General features: G+C 47.2%; 25 protein-coding genes and 1 other RNA gene. 17 read left to right on the forward strand and 9 right to left on the reverse strand.

Features of this window, described 5'->3' with window-relative positions; all coding sequences use genetic code 11:
• Window positions 1-27: 27 nt before the first annotated feature.
• Window positions 28-543 (reverse strand): dihydrofolate reductase, encoded by a 516-nt coding sequence (locus DES40_RS04975; protein ID WP_121099430.1) that lies wholly within the window; start codon window positions 541-543, stop codon window positions 28-30.
• A gap of 183 nt (window positions 544-726) precedes the next feature.
• Here DES40_RS04975 and DES40_RS04980 point away from each other — a divergent pair, with 183 nt between their 5' ends.
• Window positions 727-1,164, forward strand: coding sequence for a VUT family protein (locus DES40_RS04980; protein WP_233345433.1), 438 nt, complete (start codon window positions 727-729; stop codon window positions 1,162-1,164).
• Between the two features lie 6 nt (window positions 1,165-1,170).
• Here the strand turns inward: DES40_RS04980 and DES40_RS04985 are convergent, their stop codons facing one another.
• Window positions 1,171-2,550, reverse strand: a complete 1,380-nt coding sequence (locus DES40_RS04985) for an amidohydrolase (RefSeq protein WP_121099432.1) — start codon at window positions 2,548-2,550, stop codon at window positions 1,171-1,173.
• Window positions 2,551-2,638: 88 nt separating this feature from the next.
• Window positions 2,639-3,448, reverse strand: a complete 810-nt coding sequence (locus DES40_RS04990; protein WP_121099433.1) for a thymidylate synthase — start codon at window positions 3,446-3,448, stop codon at window positions 2,639-2,641.
• Window positions 3,449-3,590: 142 nt separating this feature from the next.
• Here DES40_RS04990 and DES40_RS04995 point away from each other — a divergent pair, with 142 nt between their 5' ends.
• A complete protein-coding gene (locus DES40_RS04995; protein WP_121099434.1) occupies window positions 3,591-3,914 on the forward strand; it encodes a TM2 domain-containing protein in 324 nt (107 codons plus the stop codon).
• A gap of 28 nt (window positions 3,915-3,942) precedes the next feature.
• On the opposite strand, the gene DES40_RS05000 is transcribed toward DES40_RS04995, so the two are convergent.
• From DES40_RS05000 to DES40_RS05010, 3 genes are all read right to left on the reverse strand, one after another.
• Window positions 3,943-5,067: a M14 family metallopeptidase gene (locus tag DES40_RS05000; protein WP_121099435.1), complete on the reverse strand. Its 1,125-nt coding sequence runs from the start codon at window positions 5,065-5,067 to the stop codon at window positions 3,943-3,945.
• Window positions 5,068-5,158: 91 nt separating this feature from the next.
• On the reverse strand, window positions 5,159-6,304 hold the full coding sequence (locus DES40_RS05005; RefSeq protein ID WP_121099436.1) for a hypothetical protein: 1,146 nt from the start codon (window positions 6,302-6,304) through the stop codon (window positions 5,159-5,161).
• Window positions 6,301-7,407 carry a M20/M25/M40 family metallo-hydrolase gene (locus DES40_RS05010; protein ID WP_170144889.1) on the reverse strand — a complete coding sequence of 369 codons (1,107 nt, stop codon included), beginning with the start codon at window positions 7,405-7,407 and terminating at the stop codon, window positions 6,301-6,303. Before DES40_RS05010 ends, DES40_RS05005 begins: the two co-directional genes overlap by 4 nt.
• A gap of 197 nt (window positions 7,408-7,604) precedes the next feature.
• Between DES40_RS05010 and DES40_RS05015 the strand changes: the two genes are divergently transcribed.
• Window positions 7,605-7,922: a DUF2853 family protein gene (locus DES40_RS05015; protein ID WP_121099438.1), complete on the forward strand. Its 318-nt coding sequence runs from the start codon at window positions 7,605-7,607 to the stop codon at window positions 7,920-7,922.
• Between the two features lie 137 nt (window positions 7,923-8,059).
• On the opposite strand, the gene DES40_RS05020 is transcribed toward DES40_RS05015, so the two are convergent.
• Window positions 8,060-8,782, reverse strand: a complete 723-nt coding sequence (locus DES40_RS05020; RefSeq protein WP_121099439.1) for an OmpA family protein — start codon at window positions 8,780-8,782, stop codon at window positions 8,060-8,062.
• A gap of 183 nt (window positions 8,783-8,965) precedes the next feature.
• Here DES40_RS05020 and ssrA point away from each other — a divergent pair.
• The 9 genes from ssrA to DES40_RS05065 all read left to right on the forward strand — a co-directional run bounded on the left by ssrA (window position 8,966) and on the right by DES40_RS05065 (window position 17,187).
• Window positions 8,966-9,325: a transfer-messenger RNA gene (gene ssrA / locus DES40_RS05025) on the forward strand.
• 108 nt (window positions 9,326-9,433) lie between these two features.
• Window positions 9,434-10,015: an SspB family protein gene (locus tag DES40_RS05030; RefSeq protein WP_121099440.1), complete on the forward strand. Its 582-nt coding sequence runs from the start codon at window positions 9,434-9,436 to the stop codon at window positions 10,013-10,015.
• 145 nt (window positions 10,016-10,160) lie between these two features.
• A complete protein-coding gene (gene fumC, locus DES40_RS05035) occupies window positions 10,161-11,552 on the forward strand; it encodes a class II fumarate hydratase (RefSeq protein ID WP_121099441.1) in 1,392 nt (463 codons plus the stop codon).
• Complete coding sequence (locus DES40_RS05040) at window positions 11,552-11,776, forward strand: DUF4169 family protein (RefSeq protein ID WP_121099442.1); 225 nt, start codon at window positions 11,552-11,554, stop codon at window positions 11,774-11,776. The genes fumC and DES40_RS05040 overlap by 1 nt, the downstream gene beginning before the upstream one ends.
• Window positions 11,777-11,778: 2 nt before the next feature.
• Complete coding sequence (locus tag DES40_RS05045; RefSeq protein ID WP_121099443.1) at window positions 11,779-12,003, forward strand: ribbon-helix-helix domain-containing protein; 225 nt, start codon at window positions 11,779-11,781, stop codon at window positions 12,001-12,003.
• Between the two features lie 97 nt (window positions 12,004-12,100).
• Window positions 12,101-12,508, forward strand: coding sequence for an acyl-CoA thioesterase (locus DES40_RS05050; RefSeq protein WP_170144929.1), 408 nt, complete (start codon window positions 12,101-12,103; stop codon window positions 12,506-12,508).
• A gap of 79 nt (window positions 12,509-12,587) precedes the next feature.
• Window positions 12,588-14,942 (forward strand): ATP-dependent helicase, encoded by a 2,355-nt coding sequence (locus DES40_RS05055; RefSeq protein ID WP_121099445.1) that lies wholly within the window; start codon window positions 12,588-12,590, stop codon window positions 14,940-14,942.
• A 5-nt stretch (window positions 14,943-14,947) separates the two neighbouring features.
• Window positions 14,948-16,309 carry a hypothetical protein gene (locus DES40_RS05060; protein ID WP_121099446.1) on the forward strand — a complete coding sequence of 454 codons (1,362 nt, stop codon included), beginning with the start codon at window positions 14,948-14,950 and terminating at the stop codon, window positions 16,307-16,309.
• 14 nt (window positions 16,310-16,323) lie between these two features.
• A complete protein-coding gene (locus tag DES40_RS05065; RefSeq protein WP_121099447.1) occupies window positions 16,324-17,187 on the forward strand; it encodes a 50S ribosomal protein L11 methyltransferase in 864 nt (287 codons plus the stop codon).
• Here the strand turns inward: DES40_RS05065 and DES40_RS13165 are convergent.
• Window positions 17,184-17,351 (reverse strand): hypothetical protein, encoded by a 168-nt coding sequence (locus DES40_RS13165; RefSeq protein ID WP_170144890.1) that lies wholly within the window; start codon window positions 17,349-17,351, stop codon window positions 17,184-17,186. The genes DES40_RS05065 and DES40_RS13165 overlap by 4 nt on opposite strands.
• A 233-nt stretch (window positions 17,352-17,584) precedes the next feature.
• Between DES40_RS13165 and DES40_RS05070 the strand changes: the two genes are divergently transcribed.
• The 3 genes from DES40_RS05070 to DES40_RS05080 all read left to right on the forward strand — a co-directional run bounded on the left by DES40_RS05070 (window position 17,585) and on the right by DES40_RS05080 (window position 22,048).
• Window positions 17,585-19,411 carry an aminopeptidase P family protein gene (locus tag DES40_RS05070; protein WP_121099448.1) on the forward strand — a complete coding sequence of 609 codons (1,827 nt, stop codon included), beginning with the start codon at window positions 17,585-17,587 and terminating at the stop codon, window positions 19,409-19,411.
• Between the two features lie 170 nt (window positions 19,412-19,581).
• A complete protein-coding gene (locus DES40_RS05075) occupies window positions 19,582-19,953 on the forward strand; it encodes a hypothetical protein (RefSeq protein ID WP_121099449.1) in 372 nt (123 codons plus the stop codon).
• Window positions 19,954-20,020: 67 nt separating this feature from the next.
• Window positions 20,021-22,048, forward strand: a complete 2,028-nt coding sequence (locus tag DES40_RS05080) for a TonB-dependent receptor plug domain-containing protein (RefSeq protein WP_121099450.1) — start codon at window positions 20,021-20,023, stop codon at window positions 22,046-22,048.
• Window positions 22,049-22,445: 397 nt separating this feature from the next.
• Here DES40_RS05080 and DES40_RS05085 read toward each other — a convergent pair whose 3' ends face one another.
• Window positions 22,446-23,384 carry a hydrogen peroxide-inducible genes activator gene (locus DES40_RS05085; RefSeq protein WP_121099451.1) on the reverse strand — a complete coding sequence of 313 codons (939 nt, stop codon included), beginning with the start codon at window positions 23,382-23,384 and terminating at the stop codon, window positions 22,446-22,448.
• 218 nt (window positions 23,385-23,602) lie between these two features.
• On the opposite strand from DES40_RS05085, the gene DES40_RS05090 reads away from it, so the two are divergent.
• Complete coding sequence (locus DES40_RS05090; RefSeq protein ID WP_121099452.1) at window positions 23,603-24,271, forward strand: carbonic anhydrase; 669 nt, start codon at window positions 23,603-23,605, stop codon at window positions 24,269-24,271.
• A 68-nt stretch (window positions 24,272-24,339) separates the two neighbouring features.
• Window positions 24,340-25,959 carry a SulP family inorganic anion transporter gene (locus DES40_RS05095; protein ID WP_121100438.1) on the forward strand — a complete coding sequence of 540 codons (1,620 nt, stop codon included), beginning with the start codon at window positions 24,340-24,342 and terminating at the stop codon, window positions 25,957-25,959.
• Window positions 25,960-25,998 lie beyond the last annotated feature (39 nt).

Below are 25,998 nucleotides of genomic sequence, written 5' to 3' on the forward strand. Positions count from 1 at the left end.
TTTATGCGGTTTTCCGTTAGGTTTTTGCTATTTTCGATCCCATATCTCTACCGCAAAATCAAATTCGTCTTTAGCTGTCTTTAGTCCCGATTGTCTATCGCTCATCACCCATTCATCGGGTGATGGCGCGGTAAAATGCGCGTCCCCTTCAACGACAACCAAAACCTGAGTGATATATTGCCGGTCGATGAATGGCATAAGCGCGCGGTAGAGCTGCGCCCCGCCAATCACCATAACCTCTTCAACGCCCAATTCACCCGCCAGTTCATAACCTCGACCGACCATCGCCTCTAAATCATTAAACACTTCAGCTTTGTCAGCTTTATAATTTGGGTCTCGTGTTAAAACCAAATTTGGCCGTCCCGGCAGAGGGAAAGGCAAGCTTTCCCATGTTTTTCTGCCCATTAAAACAGGTTTTCCAACCGTTGTTTTTTTAAAAAGCTTCAAGTCAGATGGCAGCCGCCACGGTAGATCTCCTTCACGCCCTATAACGCCGTTTTGGGCCCGCGCGACAATGAGAGAGAGTTTAGGATTCGCCGTCATGGCCAAGGGGTTACACGAGCGACGCCGTGCCGTATAGTCTTTGCCACGACAAAGCCTAAATGAGTCCGCCACATGACATCGACAGAAGATAAAAAAGCTACAACGAGTCTAAAATTCGTCAAATACTCGCTCCTCTATATCCTTCTGATTCCTTTCATTAATTGGAGCTTCACCTGGGCGCCTATGGTCAACCTTCCAGGTCTCGCCGCTTGGGCCTTTAACCCTGTGACGATTGTAACAGGGCTTGTATTAGTGGTGAGAGACTTTTCTCAGCGTGAAATCGGACATGAAGTTCTATTCGCAATGGCTTTGGCTCTTGGCCTTACCTTTGTGACGAGTGGCGGTGCCCTCGCCTTAGCCAGCGGCGTAGCTTTTCTGCTCTCAGAACTTGTCGATTATGCGATGTTCACCTTTACCAAATATAAGCTCTCGACGCGCGTATTGCTATCCTCTGCTATCGCTGCACCAATAGACACGACGGCCTTTTTGTATGGAGCCAGCTTTATTCGTGAAGATCAGTTAACAGCTCCAAACATCATCATGAGCGTCGCCGGTAAGATGCTTGGAGCCGTTGTAATTTGGTGGCTGATAAGACAGCGCATGGAACGCCAAACGCGCTAAAGCGGTTTACTCTGAAAACAGCTCGAGCGCGCCCGCCGTCATAGACTGAACCCCTAATTTCAAGGCTGGCTCTGCCACCGGTGCGAAAAACGGCGAATGATTGGCTGGCGGAAGGCTTGTACCATTCTTTACTGCCGCATTGAACGCTTTGGGATCAGCGCCGCCCGTCCAGAAAATCAAGGTAGGGATATCTTTATCAAAACGGTGGAATTGCGAAAAGTCTTCACCGCCCATGCTCGGTGGCCGAGTTCCCACATTCTCTTGGCCTATCGACTCGGCAATAGCGCCCATTACGCGCTCTGTCATTTCTGGGTCGTTATACGTGGACGGCGTATAATCACTTTCAATCTTCACCTCTGGCATCAAATCATCGGAAAGCCCCGCTGATTGCGCTTGCGCCTTAGCGATACGCTTAATGCCATCCAATAAATTCTGGCGAACAGTATCATCATAAGAGCGCACAGTAATTTGGAGAACAGCTTCGTCCGGAATGATATTATGTTTAAATCCAGCCCGGAAAGAACCAACGGTCACGACGCCTGCTTCTAATGGATTAGTTTCGCGTGACACCAAAGTTTGAAGCGCATTCACAATCTGAGCGCCAATTACAATTGGGTCTTTACCCATATGCGGGGCGGATCCATGAGCGCCAACACCTTTAATTTTTATATCAACGGAATCAACATTGGCGAGCGCATAGCCCGAGGTATAGGTAACCATACCTGCCGCGTCCCATCCTGATGTATGAGTCGCCAAAACGTAATCAGGTTTCGGGAATTTTTTCATCAAACCGTCTTCGAGCATAGCTAATGCACCAAGGCCAATTTCTTCGGCTGGTTGTCCAACAAGAACGAGCGTGCCTGACCATTTATCCTTGCTCTCTGCCAATTGGCGTGCCGCACCAATCATAATCGCCATATGACTGTCATGGGCGCAGGCATGCATAACGGGAGCTTCTTTGCCGTAGTAATCTGTTGCGATAACTTTGGACGTAAAACTTAGTCCTGTTTTTTCCTCAAGGGGGAGCGCATCCATATCCGCGCGGAGCATCACCGTAGGGCCTTCTCCATTTTTCATGACGGCTACAACGCCGTATCCTCCTACGCCTGGCAGGACTTCACCGACCTCTTTTTTGACTTTCTTTTTCACCCATTTATCGCCAACCCGTTCGGTCACATCAAAACCAAGAGCTTTTAATTCCTTCGCAACGCGTGCAGCAGATTGTTCTTCTTTAAAAGAAAGCTCAGGATTAGCGTGGAAGTGTTTATAGAGGTCAAGAACATAAGGGTAATCAGCATTAACTGAATCGGATAAATCATTCGCCATAACGCTTGGTGCGTTTAGCATTGCCGTAATCGCAAAAATGCTCGTAAATAAAGTTTTCATTATAAACCCCTGTTTTAATTATAATTTACTATGTCAAAAAACTCATTAGTCTCTACAAACCTATATATCACAGACAAAACAGCGCCAATTAGACCGCAACTTTACCTGCAATATGCGGGTGCGCTTCATACCCTAAAATTTTCACATCTGCATATGTGAAACCATCAATTTCAGTCACATCTGGATTTAATTTCAAACGCGGAAGCGGCTTTGGCGCGCGCGTCAATTGCTCTCTCACTTGCTCAAAATGGTTAGAATAAATATGGGCATCACCAAATGTGTGAACGAAATCCCCAACGTCCAAATCGCAAATCTGCGCCATCATATGCGTCAACAAAGCATAGCTTGCTATATTAAAAGGCACACCTAAGAAAATATCCGCACTACGCTGATAGAGTTGACAGCTAAGTTTATCTTTGCCGTTTTCTTGGGGTGCGACAAAGAATTGAAACAAACAATGACAGGGTGGCAAAGCCATATCGTCAACATCAGCGGGGTTCCATGCGCTCACTATGTGCCGACGGGAATATGGGTTATTTTTAATCGCCTCGACAACGGATTTCACCTGATCAATCACGCGGCCTTCGGGTCCCTCCCATCGACGCCATTGCTTGCCATAAACAGGTCCAAGATCGCCATTTTCATCGGCCCACTCATCCCAAATTTTGACTCCATTCTCTTGCAGATAACCAATATTGGTATCCCCAGCGAGGAACCATATTAGCTCGTGCACAATAGATTTCTTATGAAGTTTCTTCGTCGTGACCATCGGAAATCCTTCCGACAGAACAAAACGCATTTGATGACCAAAGACACCTCGTGTTCCCGTCCCTGTTCTGTCCATACGGTCTGTACCGTTTTCCATGACGTGAGAAAGAAGATCAAGATATTGCTGCATAGCTTCTTATAAGGCCTTTAAGTGATTCGGTTATAGCCTGACGGTATTTGTCCACATTCTTTCATTTAGAAAAAACATCAACATTACCCTTGCGTAATGAAGTCATCATCACCATATCGATTAACGATAAAGGAGAGAAATTATGAACAGATATAAATATGAAAGAGAAATCATTGAAATGGCGGCCTCGCTAAACGAAGCGGATCGATTCAAGTTTATGAATATCATTCAAAATGAAACCCTCAATCCCGTTGCTCTCTATGGCTGGAATGTTTGGCTCGGTTTTCTTGGCATAGACCGATTTATTGTTGGGGACATTCTTGCAGGCGTGCTTAAGCTCATCACCCTTGGCGGTGGAGGCCTATGGGTACTGATAGATTGCTTTTTAATTGGTAAACGGACACGAACAGTCAATATGGAAAAAATTCACGATATTTATGACTTCATAGTCGCCCACCCTAAATAAAGGATGGGCTGAAAATAATTTTTAGAGGCTAAAGTTGCTCTAAAACGTCGGCCATGGCCTGAATGACAGCCTCACCTAATTCGGCAGAGCGCTCTGGTGACCACCCAACGGCTTCGTCAGGACGGTTAGCATTGTCTTTGAACGGCATTTCAAGAGTCATGGCCAGGCAATCATAACGATGCGCCGTGAAATTCGTACACATGGTCAAATTTCCTGTCCCAGGAGCAGAAGTCGGATACCCCTTCTCCGTCTGGAAATCAGGAGAGGATTTTTTATAAGCCTCTAAGAAATCAGCGAGGTTTGTCGCTTGTTTTTCAGTATATCCAGGTATGCCTTCGGCCCCCGCTATAAAATTATAGGGCAAGGCTTCATCGCCATGAACATCAAGACAAAGACGCGGCGGATTCTCATCCATCGCTGAAATCGTGTGCAAGACCTCTGGACAATTTTCCACTGTCGCAACGCCCCATTCACGATTTAAATTTGCTCCCATAATATTGGTCCGCAGATTGCCCGCACGGCTCCCATCAGGGTTCATATTTGGAACGATGAAGAACTTTGCCTTTTGCCGTAATGTTTGGGCCGCTTCATCTTGCCCTTGGATAAGATGAGAGATGAACCCATCCATCCACCATTCGGCCATCGTTTCACCCGGATGTTGACGGGCGATAACCCAGATATTGACATCACCAGTACCGACAGACAGGCAATCTAATGTCTGCCCTTCAACGGAATGACCAATAACGCTCAATGAGACACCCTCTAACCCCGCATAATGTGCAATACGGTCATGATGACGTTCAGCGCTATAAGGCGCGAAATAGGCGTAATAGACGCTATCTTGTTCTGGCGTATGCTCAATAATGAGCTGACCATTTTCATAGGCCGTGCTTTTCACACGAAACCAATGCTTGCGGTCATAACTGGCACAAGCGTGATAACCTTCCCAGCCACCTGCAAAGGCTGCATCTTTGGCATTTTCCATCACCATACGGCAAGCCGTATCCTTGCCGCCAGTCAGACGGTAGTAAAACCACTGATAAAAATCAGAGGCATTATCTTTGCGAATATTGAGACGGATATCACGGGGGTCCTCTGCATTGAGGACCTCTATATTACCGCCATCAAAAGCGCTGTTAATCGAAAGAGTCATTGGTATTCCATAAATTAAGTTATCAGGGACATGTCCCTGTTTGAAACAGCGCTATCAGTTAATGACGGTAAAGTAAGCCTTAAGCCACAGTTTAAACGACAGAAAAATCTTCGGCTTCGGCCGTAGCCTGCGTTATTGCGATTGAAACTTGATCATATTTCAGGCCCAGCCAAAACACTCTCCACTCTCCCACAATCTGCATTCCCTCACATTTCCTCATATACCAGTCATTGAAAGGGTTAGTCAGCTTTGAACGCCAATAGAAACTCTTAGTGTTTCCAGTCATTTTATCCCATATATCCTTTGCAAGACCCTCACCACGTGCATTTTCAACAACCCAGAACTTAGACAAATAAGTCAATTCTCCAGCCTTTGCGAAAATGGCACCGCCTCTATAGTCCTTCTCAATATAGGCTGATGTAATGTCTGAATTGAAATATGAAGTGGAAAGCGTTTTTCCAAATGCATCTTCGATAGAGCATCGCAATTTTTTCTCATCTAAATTGCTATAATCTAAATGCGAAATAATATTGGCCTTACGCCGGATAAGTGTTCCCGAGCCCTTTGTCGTAAAGAGTTCAGGCAAAAGGTTCAAAGGCGAAGCAATAATATAAGACCTATAACCCGGGTCTTCAGCATCAATATCGGCCACAAAGCTTAGAAATCGTTTTTGCCCGTCGGACAGAACGCCATCAGACTCTTGCCAATGGCCCAAGCTTTCCGTGTCCAAATTTCGAATACGTTCTCCATTGCGCACCAAACCACCCGAAGGTTGAAGGAATATAACTTTATTTGGATCGAGCTCCCGAACCAAAGCGACGAGATTCATAGCCCCGCCCTTCTCTGTCATTTCCAGTATAGGCAAACGGCCAGACCGCGCTTTGGCTCGTACATCAGGGATTAAGCCATAAGTACGCGTGTTTAGTTTCGTTGACCTTACCGAGGCTTGATCTAATTCTCTAGAGAGCCGTTGTGACTGAAACTTTACTGCCGTACGGTCTTCATCCATGGCTCCAACCAGCAAGATTGGCGACAGCCCCAAATCAAAGAGAAGCTTCATACTACTGATAAGAGATTCCAATAAAGGGTTTTTCAAACAGCGCGGATCGATAACGATAAGCGCAAAGCGTTCGGCTTCTTGGCGCGCAAAAAGCTCGGCATAAAATTTCGCTTCGCGTTTGGCACCGATAGCCGCAAGGCTCGTTAGAACGGTCTGCCTTACGGGTTTCGCAATCATAAAGCCCTCCGCTGTTCGCGTTCGGACCCTATCACGGTTTCAAAAAATTGCGTGGCTTTTTCTAATTGCTCAAGGCTAACCCATTCCTCTGGTTTATGTGCTTGCTCAATGTAACCGGGACCAAAAACAACTGTATTAATACCGAACTCCGACATCATCGCCGCTTCAGTCCAGTAAGGCAAGTCAATGAAATCAATACCTTGGAAAAATCCCTTAAAGTAGTCGACATCAAGTGTCTCAAAGGCTTCAAACGCGACTAATGTATCTAACTCTGCGTCCATCCCCTGCGCCATATCGTAAATAGCGCTTTCAATGGTTTGAACCTTAACACCTGGCGGGGGACGCATAGACACCCAAAGAGAGGCCGATGTAGGAATAACATTATAAGCCCCGTCGCTCTTTATATCGCCAATATTTGTACAAAGTCCCTTAAAAGGATCTACGCCAACGGTCCGATTAGCTTCGCCATATTCGCCGATCTTAGATGCCAATCGCGCCGCTTTTAATAAGGGCGCGTCTATTTCATCTGCCAAAGAACTATGCCCTCCCGGCCCATGAAAATCAGCCTGAACAGCAAGCATACCTCTATGCCGTTTACCAACTTTGCCGCCAGTAGGTTCACAAACGATGGCGGCCTTTACAGCGTTTAAATGTCCTGCCGAAATAATGGCGGGCATTATTTCACTGCCTTGTTCTTCATCACCCGAAAATAAAACGGCTAAATTTTTTGCTTCGCCGCGAGACAAAGCCGATAAAATACAGGCTGCGGCCCCTTTGATATCGCAGGCCCCTAGCCCCGTAACCCGGTCATCGCCCCGGCGCATTATTAGAGGATCCGCAAGCCAACCCTCACCGCTTGGCACTGTATCAATATGGACATTTAGGATTAAATCTGGCTGTCCCCATATTGCCAAAACATAAGCACTATCAGACTTACCGCGTGAACGACTAACCCTGTCTACAATCAACTTATCAGGATTAAAGGTTCCTAGACGTTCAGCGAGCCAGTCAACGCAAGCGGGTTCGTCGCCAGTACCGTTTCGTGTATCAAAGCGTATAAGAGCTTCTAAAAACCCCAGAGTGGTTTCTAAAGACGTATTCAAGCGTGGAAGTATGTCCGAATCCTTCGTTAATATTCTCTGTCAACTCTACCATGCGTTAACGGCATAAATATGGCAATCAAACAGTCTTATATTCGCTTTAAAAGGCTAGAAATGTGACAGGAAATATAAAAAATTCAACTTGAAGGCGTGATAGAAATTTGGTTAATCGGAATCACCATTATATCGGAGGACTAAAAATGGCCAAAGCAGCTGATTATATTGAAGATGTACAGCGGTACGACCCTGCCGCCACAGAAGCTCACGTACAAAAGATTGTCAATTATTGCGGTATTGCCCTGCAGAACAGAGATTCATCCTTGGTCTCTTGCTCAGATGAAACTGAGAAAAATCGCGTGCGTGATGGATTTTGTAAAAAGAAACTAGGCATGGAACAAGACGAAGCTGGCGCCGCTGTTGACGCTGTTTGCGCAACAATGAAAGAAGACCGCAACAAGCAACGCGTAACCTTCCTTTATATTCTTTCAAAGAATGCTGGAAAACTTGGCGATCTCTAAGCTCCCATTTTAACTATCATCAATAAACCGTCTCTTTTGTTGAGGCGGTTTTTTTATGCGGGCAACTAGGCGAGCCGAAAATATAAAAAAACCCAGCACAAGGGCTGGGCTTTTCTTATTCCTATATCCAATGGATACTATGGTGATGATGGCTCGTCGTCATCATCCAAGATTAGGTACAAACCTGCAGCGGCGGCGGCGGCGCCAGCCAAAATCAAGGCTGAATTACCAATAGCCGGACCAGTTGCAACTGGCTGTGGTGGAGGCGGAGGTGTTTGCGATGCAACAGGCGCAGGTTCAACAACCGGTGATGCTTCTACAACAGGCTCTGGCTCAACAAAAACGGGCTCTGGCTCTACATAAACGGGCTCTGGCTCAACAAAAACAGGCTCTGGCTCAACATAAGTTGGCTCTTCGACAACCAGTGGGTTTAGCGTCATACGCACTTCAACACGGCGGTTAAGCTGTTCTTGAACACCATCCGCAGTTGGGATGAATGGCTCTGATTCGCCGCGGCCAGATGTTGTGATACCGCTGGCAGGGAGGCCCATTTTTACGAGAGCATTTTTAACATTGTTAGCGCGGCGCACTGACAAGGCTTGGTTAGTCGATGTCGAACCGACTGTGTCTGTGTGTCCAATAAGCTCGATAGAGCGAACATCACAAAGCGCAGAAATATTCTGAATAGATTCAATCTGAGACATAGTTTCAGCAGATTGTGCCTTACCAAATTCATAATAGACAAGTTGTGTGATATTGCTTTGTGAACAAATCGACATGTCTTGCGCGGCCGCTGATGGAGCAGCGGCGATCATTGCCGTCGCGCTCAGCGTGGATAACAAGATAGCTAAGTTTTTCATTTTTTCCTCCAGGAATAGCTGCCTAATGAACACCTATTTTGAGTGCTCTTAAAAGGCTAATTAATAAAAATCAAATGTCTTATCCTCAAAACGGACGATTCAGGCTTTGGTTCCCAATTGTGTTCATTTCGTGTTCATCTTTCTCGCTATTTTCACGATTTTTATCACCTATTTATCATAGAAAGCCTTTCATTTCCTACAATCTTGCTTACGTTATAGAAGTCAGCTTGCTGACTATGAGGATAAACGCGCTCATAATAGACGGACTGGACCCGGGGGCGGTACCCGGCGGCTCCACCAAAAACGCTCAGACTAGCTGAGCGCTTTTGATGGGGCCGAAATAGGATCGACAGACGTTCAAAAGGGTTAGCTTTCTTCCGTATGGGTACCGTTAAATGCCCGTTCTTTATAATTGCAAATGACAATTATTCTGAGGAATTTGCCCTAGCTGCGTAAGCAGTTCGGACATTCCGACTTTAACTCCTAGCCCTTCAGACGGCTAGGCGGGCTTCGGTGGGTAGCTGGCAACAGAAACCCACCACTTTTATCCCTCACAGTTATAATTATACTGATTTTTATTATTCCAAATAAAATGGCGTTTGAGCCAGAAACGCTAGTTGATATTTAGAATAAGGGGTTTAGGGTATTCACATGAGCCAAGACCTGATGAATTACGATCAGATGACCCAACTCGCTTTGCGCGGGGTTGTCCGCGATGCCATCCGCCGCGTTATTCGCGAAGACGGTTTACCTGGCGCGCATCATTTCTATATTACCTTTCTTACGCGTTATCCTGGCGTCGAAATTGATGAAACGCTGGCGAAGAAATACCCCGAAGAAATTACAATAGTTTTGGAACATCAGTTTTGGGATCTCAATGCCTATGCCGATGAATTCGAAGTCACGTTGAAATTTGGCGGCATTCCAAAATATCTGAAAGTCCCCTATCTCGCCATATCGCGCTTCCATGACCCAAGCGTTGGTTTCGCCCTACAATTTGATCCACCATCAGAAATGGACCCTATTGCGAGCGGCGCCGCTGAACTTCGCGCGGTCAAAGACACGGATAGACCGTCACCTGCCATTGCCGCTCAAACTGAAACTACGGCGACTGATAAAGCCGAGACTAAAAAGAGTGGTAAGAAAAAAGCGAAATCGGATAAAGCATCCGAAGGCGATGCTTCAGATGAAACGGCAAATGTCGTCAGCTTGGACGCTTTTCGTAAAAAATAACAATGCCCAGACGATACAATCAGGTCGCGTTTGAACCAATGACTTCAATATACAGTTTCGCTGACCTGACCTTTTGCGCGCCTTCAACCATTACCCACACTCCAATTATACAGTTACCTCTAGCTTTCAAAAAGATTAAACGACTATGACAAAGACACGTACTGAATCAGACAGTTTCGGCGAATTAAAGGTGCCAGCCGATAAATATTATGGCGCGCAAACGGCGCGGTCCCTAATCAACTTTCCTATCGGCATTGAAACTATGCCGCCCTCTATCATTCGGGCACTTGGCATTATTAAACGCTCTGCCGCGATTACGAACCAGGCCCTCGATAACCTAGATGACAGCACGGCCAACGCCATTGTAAAGGCCGCATCAGAAGTCGCCGAAGGCAAGCTAGACGACAACTTCCCGCTCTCTGTCTGGCAGACAGGCTCAGGTACACAATCCAACATGAACGCCAATGAAGTCGTTTCTAATCGCGCCATTGAAATAGTGGGCGGCGAAATCGGATCAAAAACCCCCATCCATCCAAATGACCACGTCAATCGCAGCCAATCGTCAAATGATACCTTCCCAACGGCAATGCATATTGCCTCAGCCGAAGAAATTCACCACAGTCTCCTCCCTGCTCTGCAATATCTACGCAATGCACTAAACGATAAGGCCCAAGAATTTAAGAAAATCATCAAAATCGGCCGCACTCACACTCAAGATGCGACCCCCATCACCCTCGGGCAAGAGTTCTCTGGATATGTCGCTCAACTCGATTTAGGAATCAAACGTGTCGAGAGCGGGTTAAAAGAGCTCTACCCTCTGGCCCAAGGCGGCACAGCCGTTGGCACAGGGCTGAATGCGAAACCAAAATTTGCAAAAATGTTTGCCGAAGAAGTCGCCAATTACACGCGTCTGCCCTTCAAAACAGCCCCAAACAAATTCGAAGCCCTAGCAGCACATGATGCGTTTGTTTCCGCCCATGGCGCTCTGAATACAGTCGCAGCATCCTTGTTTAAAATCGCTAATGATATTCGCTTCCTTGGTTCTGGCCCGCGCTCTGGTCTTGGCGAACTTGCTTTACCTGCTAACGAACCTGGCTCGTCTATTATGCCCGGCAAGGTGAACCCAACACAGTGCGAAGCCCTGACAATGGTCTGCGCACAAGTCATGGGGAACCACACAACAATGACTGTGGCTGGCAGCCAAGGTCATTTTGAGTTGAATGTGTATAAGCCTGTCATGGCCTATAATATGCTCCAATCAATCAAATTGCTGACAGACGCCTCTACCAGCTTCGCCGATAAATGCGTTGTGGGTATCAAAGCGAATGAAGACCGCATTGCGGACCTTATGGGCCGCTCGCTTATGCTTGTAACCGCTCTCGCGCCAACGATTGGCTATGACAATGCCACGACTGTCGCAAAAACAGCGCATAAAAACGGCACGACCCTACGCGAAGAAGCGGTCAAACTTGGCTTTGTCACAGAAAAGGAATTCGACAAAGTCGTCCGTCCTGAGCTGATGATCAAGCCGCGTTAATGAGCGATAACGTCATAAAATTTGGCAAAGCGGCGAAAGCCGTGAAACGGGCTAGGAAAGATGCCAAAGCGGCAGAAAACCGCGCCCGTTTCGGCCAAAAAAAAGCGCATAAAGATTTAAAAGCTAAACTGACTGAAAAGCTTCAAAGCAAGCTAGACGCGCATAAAATTGAAAAAAACAAAGACGAAACACCCAAAGGTAACACCCCTGAAAATGAGACTTAAACATGGTCTTTAAGAAACGCTCTGTTTCGCTCTATGGGCACCAAACCTCTCTGGCTTTAGAGCCTGAATTTTGGGACATCATCGATGCTTATGTTGAAAGTTCTGGCGAAAGCTTTGCTAAATTCATTCGTGACCAAGATGACATTCGCCTTGCGAAAAATTCGGATCAAAATCTCGCCTCTTATTTACGGGTTTGGGTGCTTAAACACATTATAGAGACGCGGTAGGCCTGCACAGAAAAGCACCAACACATGACTTTGAGGCATTATCCATTTTAAAGCCCTTGCATAAACCCAAGCACTTCTTCTACATCATCATATGTCTATGATCTTTCGAACACGAAAAGTCGTTAAGCCGGGAGACCTAAACTCCCGAAACACTCTTTTCGGAGGGCGACTACTAGAATGGATAGACGAGGAATGCGGTGTATATGCCGCCTGTCAAATGAACACGGAAACCCTAGTCACAAAATCCATGACAGCCATTAATTTTTTAGCGCCAGCCCGTCAGGGAGATGTCGTTGAAATCGGAGTGGAAACTGTTGCTGTTGGACATTGTACAATTTCTGTCAGTTGTCATGTGCGCACCAAAAAGAACCAACAAGAAATTATATCGATAGATGAAATTGTTTTTGTGAACGTAGATGATGAAGGGCGCCCCATCCGACACGGCAAATATAAGTCTAAATCCCTAGAGCTCCAATCTATGAAACGTGAAACGTCACTGGTGTAACCTCTCCACTTGAACAAGCCCGTAAAATCGAAACAGTTCAGCCATAGCCAAGGCGCGTCCTTGCCCCTATGTTTTTCCCATGTCTTCCGCTGATTCTTTTCAACCGGCCCCACCGCCGCCCGATAGACGGTCTATTTCCGAACGGGCTATGCCTGTGCGAAGCTATGAAGGCGCGGCTAATGCTGATTATTTAGAAGGATTAAACGCCGAGCAATCTGATGCTGTGCTGACTATTGACGGACCTCTTCTCGTTCTGGCTGGCGCTGGCACGGGTAAGACGCGCGTCCTGACCTGCCGCCTTGCACATATCTTGAACACGGGCCGCGCTTATCCCAGCCAGATTCTTTCTGTAACCTTTACAAACAAAGCCGCGCGCGAAATGCGCGAACGTGTTGGCGGACTTATCGGTCAACAAGTCGAAGGCTTGCCTTGGCTTGGAACATTTCATTCTATTGCGGCGAAAATTCTACGCATCCATGCCGAACTCGTCGGCCTGAAATCCAGCTTCACAATACTCGATACGGATGATCAGATCCGTCTTTTGAAACAAGTTATCAAAGCCGCCGATATTGATGAGAAACGCTGGACAGGTCGTTATTTGGCCGCCCTGATTGATAGTTGGAAAAATAAAGGGCTAACCCCTGAAAAACTCAGCTCTAAAGAATCCTATAAATTTGCAGAAGGCAAAGGCGCAGCACTTTACAAAACCTACCAAGACAGGCTGAAGGTTTTAAACGCCTGTGACTTTGGTGATCTCCTACTTCACAATTTGACATTATTTATGGAAAACCCTGATGTCTTGAAAAAGTACCATCAGAAATTCAAATATCTCCTCGTGGACGAGTATCAAGATACAAATGTCTGCCAATATCTCTGGCTCCGCCTCTTGGCCCAAGGCTCGCAAAACATCTGCGTTGTTGGCGATGATGACCAATCCATTTACGGATGGCGCGGGGCAGAGGTTGATAACATCCTTCGTTTCGAAAAAGACTTTCCGGGCGCAAAAGTGGTCAAGCTTGAGCGAAATTACCGCTCGACAGAACATATTCTTGGCGCGGCCTCTGGACTTATCGCCTCTAATCAAGATCGACTCGGCAAAACCCTTTGGACCGAAGACACAGGCGGGCACAAAGTCACAGTTACGGGCGTTTGGGATGCCCCTGCCGAAGCGCGTATCGTCTCAGATGAGATTGAGAGCTGGCACTATAAGGGCCGAAAATATAATGATGTAGCGATCTTGGTTCGCGCCTCTCGGCAAATGCGAAGCTTTGAAGAGCGCTTTATTCAGCTTGGCTTACCTTACCGCGTTATTGGAGGGCCACGTTTCTTCGAAAGGCTCGAAATTCGTGATGCTCACGCCTATTTGCGCGTCTTGAAATCAGATACTGATGACTTGGCGTTCGAACGGATTGTCAACACGCCCAAACGAGGCATTGGCGCCACAACCATTCAAAAGCTACAACAAGCGGCGCGGGCAATGCATATCAGCCTTGAGGCCGCGACACGAGAACTTACGAAAACCGATGAAATTCGCGGCAAAGCGCGCACGGCGCTACGGGCGTTCATTCTTGATATTGATCGGTGGCGAGCAGAGGCCAAAGATATTCGTCATACCGAAATCGCCGAACGCATATTAGATGAAAGTGGCTACACACAAATGTGGCGCGACAATAAAGACGCGAAATCCGCAGGCCGCCTAGAAAACCTCAAAGAGCTTATTCAAGCGATGGGAGAATTTGACACTCTCGACGCCTATCTTGAACATGTAAGCCTCGTCTTGGACGTCGAAAAAGGCCCCCAAGAGGATGAAGTTTCTTTGATGACGCTTCACTCTGCCAAAGGCCTAGAGTTCCCGCTTGTCTTTTTACCAGGATGGGAAGAAGGCGTCTTCCCAAGCCAAAAGAGCATGGATGAAAATGGCCTCGCAGGATTAGAAGAAGAACGCCGCCTCGCCTATGTTGGTATTACGCGCGCGCGTGAAAAGGCAAAAATTTACTTCGCGGCGAACCGCCAAGTTTATGGCTCTTGGCAATCAAGCGTTCCCTCGCGCTTTATTGACGAATTGCCCATTCAACATGTTGACGTTGAAACGGGAACAGGCCAGCCTGCCTCAAACCGCATTGCCCAAGACGTCGCCCGAGACTTTACATCTAGCTTTGAAACCGCCCGCAGCCAAAGAGCCAGTTCTCCGGGCTGGCAACGCTATGAAGCCAATAAAGGTAAAAAATACGGTAGAGGGCCAAAAGAGATAGAAGGTCACGCCATTCGTAGACCTGCAAAAAAAGCCGTTAGCGAATTTAAAGTCGGGGATCGTGTCTTTCATCAAAAATTCGGATATGGACGTGTAACATCAGCTGATGGAAATAAATTAGGCGTCGCTTTTGAAAAAGCTGGTGATAAAAACGTACTTGATGGATTTGTAGATAGGGCCTGAAAATCATGCGGATTTTGTGTTTAGTTTTACTGTCTTGCCTCCTAAGCGCCTGTGCCAGTACAAAATTCAGCGTCTTGGAAATCAACTCTTTATCCGCCGAAAAAAGCGGTATTGGCGAGTTTGAAGGCCTTGAATACCTCGCGCGGCGCGCCCCTATCACACAAACGCAACGCATTAATATTATATTTCTGCACGGTATTGGTTGGGTTGAAAACCCAGAAGATAAGCCTCTCGCCAATAGCTTTATCCAAGGTGTCGCAAAGGCCTATAATTTAGAAACACCCGAAAAGACCGTCAGCTCTTTATGTGGACGCGATAAAGAAGACGAACAGAGCCCTCGTAAAAATTACATACACATTAAAGAAGCAACCCCGAAACTATACCGCACCTCTATTCCGGGGCGAAACCTTGAAATAGACACGCTCGTTTGCATGGACAAACAAGTCCTTCCTGTTGGTAACGACCTTGAATTTGTAATCTACCGAGTATTTTGGGATGAACTAATGTGGGAGAGTTTGCAATTCGCCCATGTTGGCCAAGATGATGCAAATGGAGATAGCAGTAATTTCGCGGCCCTTCGTAAAGGCGTCAATAGAAGCTTGAAAGACAAGCTCGTCAATTTTGGGTTTTCTGATGCCGTCATGTATCTTGGGCCCGCGGGCAATGAAATTCGTTCAGCCATTCGCGGCGCCATGTGTGCGGCGGCCCTTGATGCAGCCGGTGTCGACTTCAGCAGACTAGGTCATGAAGGTGATTACAAAACAATATGCGACACAGCGAATAGAACCTCAATTCAAACAGACCCTTTCGCATTTGTCACGGAATCTCTCGGATCAAAAATAGCGCTAGACCTAATCCGAGAAGTAATGACTGACGGCACAGAAACCGTGCATGATGATATGATCAAAAACACGCAAGTCTTTATGCTGGCTAATCAGATACCGTTATTAGGCTTGTCAGATATATCCATGGGCGAGCCTTTCCAACCGTCTGATTATAGTGCCAGTGAACGCCCGACCTTTATTGCCTTTTCAGAGATCAATGATTTTTTGACGTATGAACTCGTCCCATTCTATGAACAACTTTATAGAAACTCGTCGATAGACCCTACTCTTGTAGGTATGGCCGAAGACGGATTTGATAGGCGCAGACTCGTCGAGAAATTGGGCTTTAATGTTATTGATATGCGGGTCGAATTTGCGCCGCCCCTTATTCCATTCGTCAAAAGTTTCGTTGATCCGCTATTTGCGCATAATGGCCATGTTCAACAACCGCGTATTATGGAATACATCCTTTGCGGGGCACGAGGTCGCGACGTAAAGATTGATGGCTGCGGCGTCATCTTTACCAATCAAAAACAAAAATAACGAACCGATATATAATGACACAAGTTTGGAAGCTCTCCCTAGACGGAGAAGAAACCGATATTTATGAAGCCGCAGAGACCCTCGGGTTTCTTGATGACAGTGAAGCGCTTGCTATCACAGTCTTTGAAAAAGAGGTGAAAACGGCTGCGCTAAACTTTGTACTTGAAGCGCTTTATGAAACCGAAGCCGAAGCTAAAACAGCGCAAGCAATTATACCCGGCATCATTAGCGCTGTCGAAGACCAAGACTGGGTCACGCTAACACAGTCTGGCCTCCCCCCTGTTGCGGCGGGGCGCTTCTTTGTTCACGGATCACACGATAAAGACACTATACCCAGCGGCACCGAGTATCCTATATTGATTGACGCGGGCATGGCCTTTGGCACAGGGCATCACGGCACGACAAAAGGTTGTTTGGTGATCTTTGATAATTTATTGCTAGACGGAAATGCGCCTAGTTCTGTCCTAGATTTAGGTTGCGGCGCGGGCATATTAGCCATAGCCGCAGCGAAAGCCCTGCCCAACATTGATATCTATGCAAGCGACATTGACCCTGACGCCATAGAGGTGACAGAAGCCAATGCGAAGATTAACGCTGTGGGAGATAGCATAAGTGCATTTCAAGCCGACGGTTTTTCTAGCGCCAATTTGAAAGGGCAAAGTTTTGATTTAATCTTTGCTAATATACTTGCGGGTCCCCTTATGGGCCTAGCACCAGAAATATTCCAAGCCACCAAGCCCAAGGGTAGAGTTATTTTATCCGGCATTTTAGCCGAACAGGCCGAGACAGTTGCCACGACCTTTTCAAAAGCAGGCTTTCAAGTGACGCCTAAAATTACCCTCGAAGGATGGACGTCACTTTTAGCCTTCAAGCCTTAAAGAGCGCGGTTGGCGCGGCGATCACGACGTGCATTACGGCGACCAATCAAGCTGCCTGTCAAGAAATCAGCCTGAGGACGACGGGCTTGAGCGCCTTCAAATGTTGGACGGAAAGTCCGGTTGTCGAGTGTTGTGAAATCTGTTCCGTTAAATTCGGTAGTCATTGTCTTAAACCATTACTTACAAATAAGTCGCCTTCTTGACGACGCGGTGGATGTAGTCGCCCTTTCCAAGTTTGAGAACAGTCAGTGCTGCTTAAGTAGCTATGCAAAAATGCAAGGCTTGTGAAAACCTTTGATTAACCCCATCGCTCCCCTTCACTTACCCCTTCATCCTTCCTAAGTATGAGTTAGATATCTGAGGCATCTTTGCCTGACCAAAATTGAAAGTAAGCCGCATGAACGACATCACCCTCTTCCAGAATTTCGACGTAAAAGGCGGACCTGAACTCGGCCGCAAAAACTTGCCTATATTGCAAGCCGCGTTAAAGGCTAAGGGGTTGGACGGGTTTATTGTCCCGCATGAGGATGAATATCAAAATGAATATCTACCGGCCTCGACTGACCGCTTGCAATGGGTCAGCGGTTTTACAGGCTCGGCCGGAGCTGGTGTGGTCATGCAAGATAGCGCTGCTATTTTCACTGATGGCCGCTACACAATCCAAGTTCAGCAACAAGTCGACAATACGCTTTTTGCCTATGAAAACCTTGAAGGTGGCGGCGTTGCGGCGTGGCTTCGTGCGAATGTAAAAAAAGGTCAAACGATCGGGTTTGACCCAAGACTGCACAGCCCCGCTGCCTTGTCTCGCCTTGTCTCGGCCATTGAAAATGCCGGCGGGAAAGCCATCGCTCTTTCGCCAAATCCTATCGATGTAGCATGGACAGACCGCCCGCCTGCGCCATTGACACCCATTCAAATCCAACCCGTAGCGTTAGCGGGGAAAAGCCATGGCGAAAAACGCGCAGAAATTGCCGAAGCGATTGCTTATCAAAATGCAGATTGCGCGCTTATCACAGCGCCGCCTTCGATTGCATGGCTCCTCAATATTCGAGGCGGAGATGTGCAATGTACGCCCCTACCACTATCAACGGCGATCATTCGCAAAGATGGTCATGTTGATTTCTTTGTAAATGCCAAAAAGGTTTCATCAGAAATCAGTCAGCACCTTGGTAATGAAGTCGCTATCCATAAAGAAGAAGACCTTGAAGACGCGCTTAAGTCATTATCTGGAAAAACCATTATTATGGATCCTGATACAGCTTCGGCTTGGCATTTTGGCACCGCGGAAAACGCGGGGGCCAAAGTGAAACGCGCCATGGACCCTGTAGCCTTACCCAAAGCGAAAAAGAACTCTGCCGAGTTAAATGGCTCTGCCGCAGCGCATCGCCGTGATGCTGTACCCCTCATTCAATTTCTGCATTGGCTTGATACAGACGCTCAATCCGGTGAATATGACGAGATTGATGCTGCAACAAAGCTCGAAACCCTACGCCACAGAAATGGTGGCTTAAAAGACCTGAGTTTTGAAACTATCTCAGGCGCTGGCGCCAATGGCGCGCTTTGTCATTATCGTGTCTCTGTCGCCACGACATTAAAGCTAGAGAAAGACTCTTTATTCCTCGTTGATAGCGGCGGGCAATATCAGGACGGCACAACAGATGTGACCCGAACTGTACCTATCGGCACTCCCACAGATGAGATGCGCGATCGTTTCACCCGCGTTTTAAAAGGCCATATTGCACTGGCGACTATTCGTTTCCCCAAAGGGACAACGGGCCCCGCACTTGATGCCTTTGCACGCGCGCCGCTTTGGGCTGTCGGTTTAGATTATGACCACGGCACAGGTCACGGCGTGGGTGTATTCCTCGGCGTTCACGAAGGCCCACAGCGCATTTCCAAAGCGCCTAATTCTGTCGCTCTTGAACCCGGTATGATAGTCTCAAATGAGCCGGGTTTTTATAAGGCTGGCGAATATGGTATTCGTATTGAAAACCTACAATTCGTGACAGAGCCCCAAGATATTGCGGGGGGCGAACGCCCAATGATGGGATTTGAAACGCTCACTCTGGCCCCGATACATAAAGCGCTAATCGACACTGACCTCTTGACCCGTGAAGAAATTCATTACGTCAATGAATATCACGCACTCGTCCTTCGCGAGATTGGCCCGAAACTCGATGGTGAAATTTTCACATGGCTAGAGAAGGCCTGCGCGCCGCTTTAAACCGCATATACTGGCAATAGAGCACTGCGCGCTATTGCCAGTTAAAACGAAATAGAGAGTCCTCACCCCCTCTATTCATCGTGACTTCATTAATGATGGTTTTATTCAATCATCATTTTTAATTCCAAATTTCTGTCCTAATCGAATTTCATCGTTTACAGAAATTGAATATGATTCTTCGGTTTCCGAAAATACTCTCTGTTGTGATGATGACTTTCATCGTCAGCTTCGCCTTTATCTTGGCACCTGCAATGTGCGCCAATACATGCGGCCTGACAGAAGACCCTTGTATTTCAACGAAGGCGCTCACTGACGTTGAGCCTCACAAAAACCCAGAAACAAAACAATATCCAGCTGAGGATCTACCAACTCAAGAAATAGAGCAATTTACGCATAATTGCTTCGGTTGTCATGTTCAGGTTATTTCCCAGAATATCCTATCCGATAAACGTATTTATTCACCTATGAGGCTCTCGGCCAGCTTGGTTTCAGATATTGAGCGCGCGCCACCGATTAGCCTTTTACGTCCTCCGAGAGCTTAAAACACGTCGCAACCGCGTTTTCACGCGATGAACCACCTTGTTTTACGACTTTCTAAGGACGCTTATTATGTCTTCTCTCTTACGCCATTCGGCAATCCTAATCGCTTTAACTGCGGTCACCTTTCACCATGGCTATGCAAATGCACAGCCACCCTTAAACACTTCTGCACCCGACGATACTAAACCTTATAACGAACATGACGATGATCATCATGATGACCACCATGATGATGTTATGGATGAAGTCGTCGTTCAGGCAACGCGTTCAGGTCGCACATTAAACGATGAACCCATCCGCGTCGAAATCATCAACCAAGAAGAAATTGCTGAAAAAGCGGCCATGAGGCCCGGTAACATTTCAATGCTTGTCGCTGAGATTGGTGGCGTTCGCGTACAAACGACCTCGCCAGCATTGGGATCAGCCAATATCCGCTTGCAAGGTTTATACGGACGTTACACGCAATTACTCAGTGATGGATTACCGCTCTATGGCGGACAGGCCGCCTCAATTGGCTTGCTTCAAATCCCGCCAACCGACTTGGCTCAAGTCGAAGTTATCAAGGGGTCAGCCTCTTCGTTCTATGGTGGTTCTGCCTTGGGCGGTGTAATCAATTTAATCTCCAGACGCCCTCACGACGATCCCAATGGCGAAGTCCTTTTAAATTTCACCTCCGAAAACGGGCAAGACCTGACAGGCTATTATGAAACACCTTTATCGAATAACTTCTCGGCCTCGTTAACCGCAGGTGCCCACCGTCAAAGCGTTCAAGACTTTGATGACGACGGCTGGATTGATATGGCAGGGTATGAGCGCTTTACGGCGCGGCCTCGGTTATTTTGGAACGGTTCAAACGGCACCAATATTTATGCCACATTTGGCTTCATGACTGAACAGCGAGACGGCGGCACTCTGCACGGCGCTGTCGTACCGGACGGCACATCTTTCACTCAGAACCAAGATACCACGCGCCTCGATGGAGGCTTCATTGCTGACATAGCTGTAAATGACAGCTTGGCCTTGAATGTCAGAGGGTCAGCCATGCTACAAGATCACACCCATCAATTCGGTAGCTTATTCGAAGACGATAGTCATGATAGCTATTTGGCGGAGGTATCGCTTTCCGGCGATAAAGGAAAAACCAATTGGGTTTTGGGGGCGGCTATTCAATCTGAAAAATATGTCTCAGACACATTTCCAGCGTTTGATTATAGTTATGATGTCCCAGGAGTTTTTGTCCAATTAGACCAAGATCTAAATGATACTGTTTCGGTGTCCTTGAGTGGGCGGTTAGATGAACATAGTGAATTTGGGACACAATTTAGCCCGCGCGCCTCTGTGCTTTATAAACCGGGGGATTGGACAATTCGCGGGTCATACGGCCAGGGATATTTTGCCCCCACGCCATTTGTAGAGGACATAGAGGCCGCAGGTTTATCACGACTTGAACCGCTCTCCAGCCTTGAAGAAGAAACGGCTCACACTGCCTCTTTTGATATAGGTTATAAACGTGGAGCCATTGAAACGAATATAAGTCTATTTTCTTCCCAAGTTAAACAGGTGACAGAACTTGAGGCTTTCGCTTCGACAATCAGCGGCCCTTTAGACCGTGTCAGACTCGTAAATGCCGAGGGAGAAACGAACATTAAAGGCGGAGAATTCTTACTTCGCTATTATTGGAAAGATTTAAAACTAACAGGAAGTTATCTCTATCTTGATGCAACAGAACAAGACCCCCTTGGTGGGCGCCGCGAAATAGATTTAACGCCTCAACATTCAGCCGGGTTTGTAGCGATGTGGGAGCAACATGGTCGTGGGCGCCTTGGTTTTGAAGCCTACTACACTGGACAACAAAGCCTTAGCGGCAATCCTTACCGCAATGAAAGTAATCCTTATTGGCATTTAGGCCTTTTAGGAGAAATCACCCTCGGCGCGACCAGCTGGTTTATCAACGCTGAAAACTTGTTGGACATACGTCAAACCAAAGATGACCCACTTGTTTTGCCAATGCGTGCGCCAGACGGCCAATGGACGACGAGCATTTGGTCTCGCAATGACGGCTTTATTGTGAATGGCGGCGTGAGGGTAAAGTTTTAGTATTCGCCTTGCAAAGCATACCATTAATCATTGGCATTACTAATTTTCAATGATACCAACAATTATGACGAGCAATTTAAAATTATTAACTATCCCCGTTTGCCTAACTTTAATTGCCTGTCAGGACCCCACAACCAATCTCTCCCCGCCTGATAAGGCGGGGCTTAATGTTGAGCACACAGTAACGAATACATCTGCTGATTCAGCTGTTTTTTGACCTTTACATAAACGCTGCTATAACTTCACTAAACCCAAAGTCGCGCAAGACGCTAAACGAATTAAGAAAACTCATTCCGGGGTTTTAAATAAACCATAGCTGCCTTAAAATTAGCGCAACGACAGGTTCTATGTTTACAGTGAATTCAGCGAAGGCAAAAGATAGCTAAACCACAGTCTTTTAGCTTACTCTCTTTTGAGAGAGACCGTCCTCTCCGGATAGAATTTTAGAGGCTACCTCTTGTAACACACCGCCAATGGTTTCCATATTTGTGGCAAGCGGAGAATCGCGGCGCCATATCAAACTCACTTCGCGTTTTGCATCATTATATCCGATAGGCCGTACCACTTGAGAGGGGTCTCGCCTCGCCTCCACCAAAGCATATAAGCTAGGCAAGACAGCCACCCCAGCCCCCATAACGGCCATTTGCCTGACAGCATCAAGAGACGTGCCTTCATATTCCGTACTAATATGGGCCTCCGCTATACGAGCGAGGTCTTGCACGATCCCAGACAGTCTATAACCATTCCCAAGACTTAGGATTTCATGGCCTCGTAACTCATCTAATCCCACAGGGCCTGTTTGAGAGGAAAGCACATGTTCATTGGCGGCGCAGACGAATAGTTTTTCATCAAACAAATGCATCGACGCAGAATTAACATGGTCATTCGCGGTGGAAATAAGCATATCAAGACGACCATCTTTCAGTTTCTCATCAAGAGAGACAGAGCCCTCTTCCCTTACGCTCAAAAGCAAATTTGGAAAGCGGCGGTGTAATTCCTTTGCAGCGCTTGGCAAAAGATAGGGACCAATCGTAGGGAGCGTTCCTAACCTGAAACGCCCTGATAACTTTTTAATCGAGCCTCGCGCCACCGTTTTTATATCTTCAACGCCCAACAGAACTATGCGCGCGCGCCGAACGACTTCTTCTCCGACTGGCGTCAATATGGCGCCAGATCTATTGCGTTCAATTAACTGAACCCCAAGGTGCAATTCGGCCTCGGCAATCTGCGCCGAAAGGCTCGGCTGGCTGACATTCATCATACGTGCCGCTTCGTGAAAACGGCCTGTTTCAGAGACAGCAATAATATATTGGAGCTGCCGAAGTGTAGGACGCATTTTAAAACCAACTCTCAGATTTTTAGCGCCTCAATGCGAGCCGCCAGTGAACTTTGCCTAGATACAGGAATAACATTATAAACCCGCCCTTTGATAGTCAAAAACTATCAAGACGCTAGCTTCTTTCGATTGGTCAAATCAAACGCTACTCCTTAGCCCCGAAAACAATCTATCCGCATTTCCAAAATGCGAAATCAATTACTCAAGAGGAGCCAAATATGCCTAAATTTGCTGCAGGTGTTCTAAAGTTTCAGGACGCGATTTACCCAGATAAGAAAAACCTATTTGAAGAACTGAGCAAAGGCCAATCTCCTGAAGCTCTGTTTATTACCTGTTCAGATTCTCGCATTGAACTTGCGATGATCACCCAAACGGAACCAGGTCAGTTATTCATCTCTCGTAATGCAGGAAACATTGTTCCTCCGCATACAGCGCAAACGGGTGCCACAACCGCCTCTATTGAATATGCTGTTGCCGTTCTACAAGTGCCTCATATCGTTGTCTGTGGCCATACAGAATGCGGCGCGATGAATGGCGCTATGAACCCAGAAGGTCTCGCAAGCTTACCACATGTCGCAAAATGGCTGGGTTATTCTCAGGCCGCTGTCGACATTGTTGACGAAATTGGCGCAGGGGCAAGCGATGAAGAACGCATGAAAATGCTTATCGAGCAAAATGTGCTTCTTCAATTGCAGCATCTTCGCACGCACCCAAGCGTTGCCAGACGTCTGGCCCGCGGTGATCTTCAACTTCATGGTTGGGTTTATGACATCAAACATGGCGGGGTAGACGCCTATGATGAAGAAGTCGGTAAGTTCATCCATGTCGATGCAAAATATAAGTCAGAAATTGCTGCTCTTTCCGCTGCTGGCGGATGCGCCGCATAATTTGATATCATAGAGGATTTATTGTGAACAATTCAGGTAAGCCGCTCGAAAAGAGCCGCTATTTCGACATGTCTAACATCAAAGGCGACGTCTTTGGTGGCCTTACGGCAGGTATCGTCGCCCTTCCCCTTGCTCTCGCTTTTGGCGAGGCCTCTGGGGCAGGCCCGATAGCTGGACTTTGGGGCGCCATTTTCGTGGGTTTCTTTGCCGCGCTATTTGGCGGTACAGGCTCTCAGGTATCAGGCCCAACAGGGCCAATGGTTGTTGTCTTCGCAGGACTTTACGCCGCTCTTGGTGGGAACCCATCATTAGTATTCGCGGCCGTTATCCTTGCGGGCTTTATGCAAATCTTGCTCGGTATCACTCGGTTCGGTCAATATGTAAAATTGGTACCCTATCCTGTAATTTCTGGCTTTATGAGCGGTATTGGCGTGATTATCATTGCGTTACAGCTCGCGCGTCTATTTGGGCATGAACCTGATGGCGGCGGTACAATACCTGCCTTCACAGCGGTTCCAGAAGCCGTCATGAACCCGAACCTGATTGCAGTGGCCATCGCAGCTTTAACCTTGGTTATTGTCTTCACTTGGCCCAAGCGATTAGCCTCTTTTATTCCTGGTCCTTTGGCCGCTTTGTTCATAGGTACTTTGGCAAGTGTGTTCTTACCCGGCGCCCCCATCTTAGGGGACATTCCAACAGGCTTCCCGTCTTTTGTAGTGCCGACTGTAGAACTAGATTCCGCTCTAGTCGTTATTGAAGCCGCCTTTATTCTGGCGGTTCTAGGCTCTATCGACAGCCTTCTGACATCTCTTGTCGCTGATAATATGACCCGCACACGCCATCAATCTAACAGAGAATTGATTGGTCAGGGTATCGGTAACTCTATCGCTGGTTTCTTCGGTGCTATCCCAGGCGCGGGTGCAACCATGCGGACTGTCATCAACATACGTTCGGGCGGTAGCACACGTATATCGGGTATGATACATGCGCTCGTACTATTAGCCATTATCGTTAGCCTTGGGCCGTTTGCGTCTCAAATACCACATGCCGTTTTGGCCGGTATTCTCGTAAAGGTTGGCTATGACACGCTTGACTTATCTTATCTGAAAAGAGCCCATAAAGGACCACGTTGGGACCTTGCCCTTATGGCACTCGTCTTGTTCCTGACTGTATTCGTTGACCTGATTACTGCCGTGGCAGTTGGTGTCATTCTTGCGGCTCTTGGCTTTGTTAAGACATTAGCGGATGATCAGTTAGCAGCCCTGCTACAACGTTTACCCCGTCACTCTAGCGAAGAAGAAGTCGAACTATTGGAACAATCAGACGGCAAAGTCATGTTGTTCGATTTTGGCGGCCCTCTTAGCTTTGGCGCGGCCGCAGACTTAGGACATCACGTCAGAGGCCAAACAGGTCATGGCGCAGAGATCCTCATATTGGACTTCTCTCGTGTTCCTTTCCTCGACGTTTCAGCAGCAACAGCTGTTGAAACCATTCTCGAAGACGCAGAAGACTCAAAGAAAACTGTATTTTTGAGCGGGATGAATGAGAAGGTTTCAAACCTCATCAACAAATTCTGTAATTGTGACAATACGGATTTGGTAAAGCAATATGAGACGCGAATTGATGCGCTCAAATCGGCAACCCAACTGGTCAGTGCTGATCATAAAGCTGAACCTATTACAGCCTAAGGCCATATGAATTGGTGAAAGCCAATTCATATAATTGGA

The organism is Litorimonas taeanensis (assembly GCF_003634015.1).
Classification (GTDB): Bacteria; Pseudomonadota; Alphaproteobacteria; order Caulobacterales; family Maricaulaceae; genus Litorimonas; species Litorimonas taeanensis.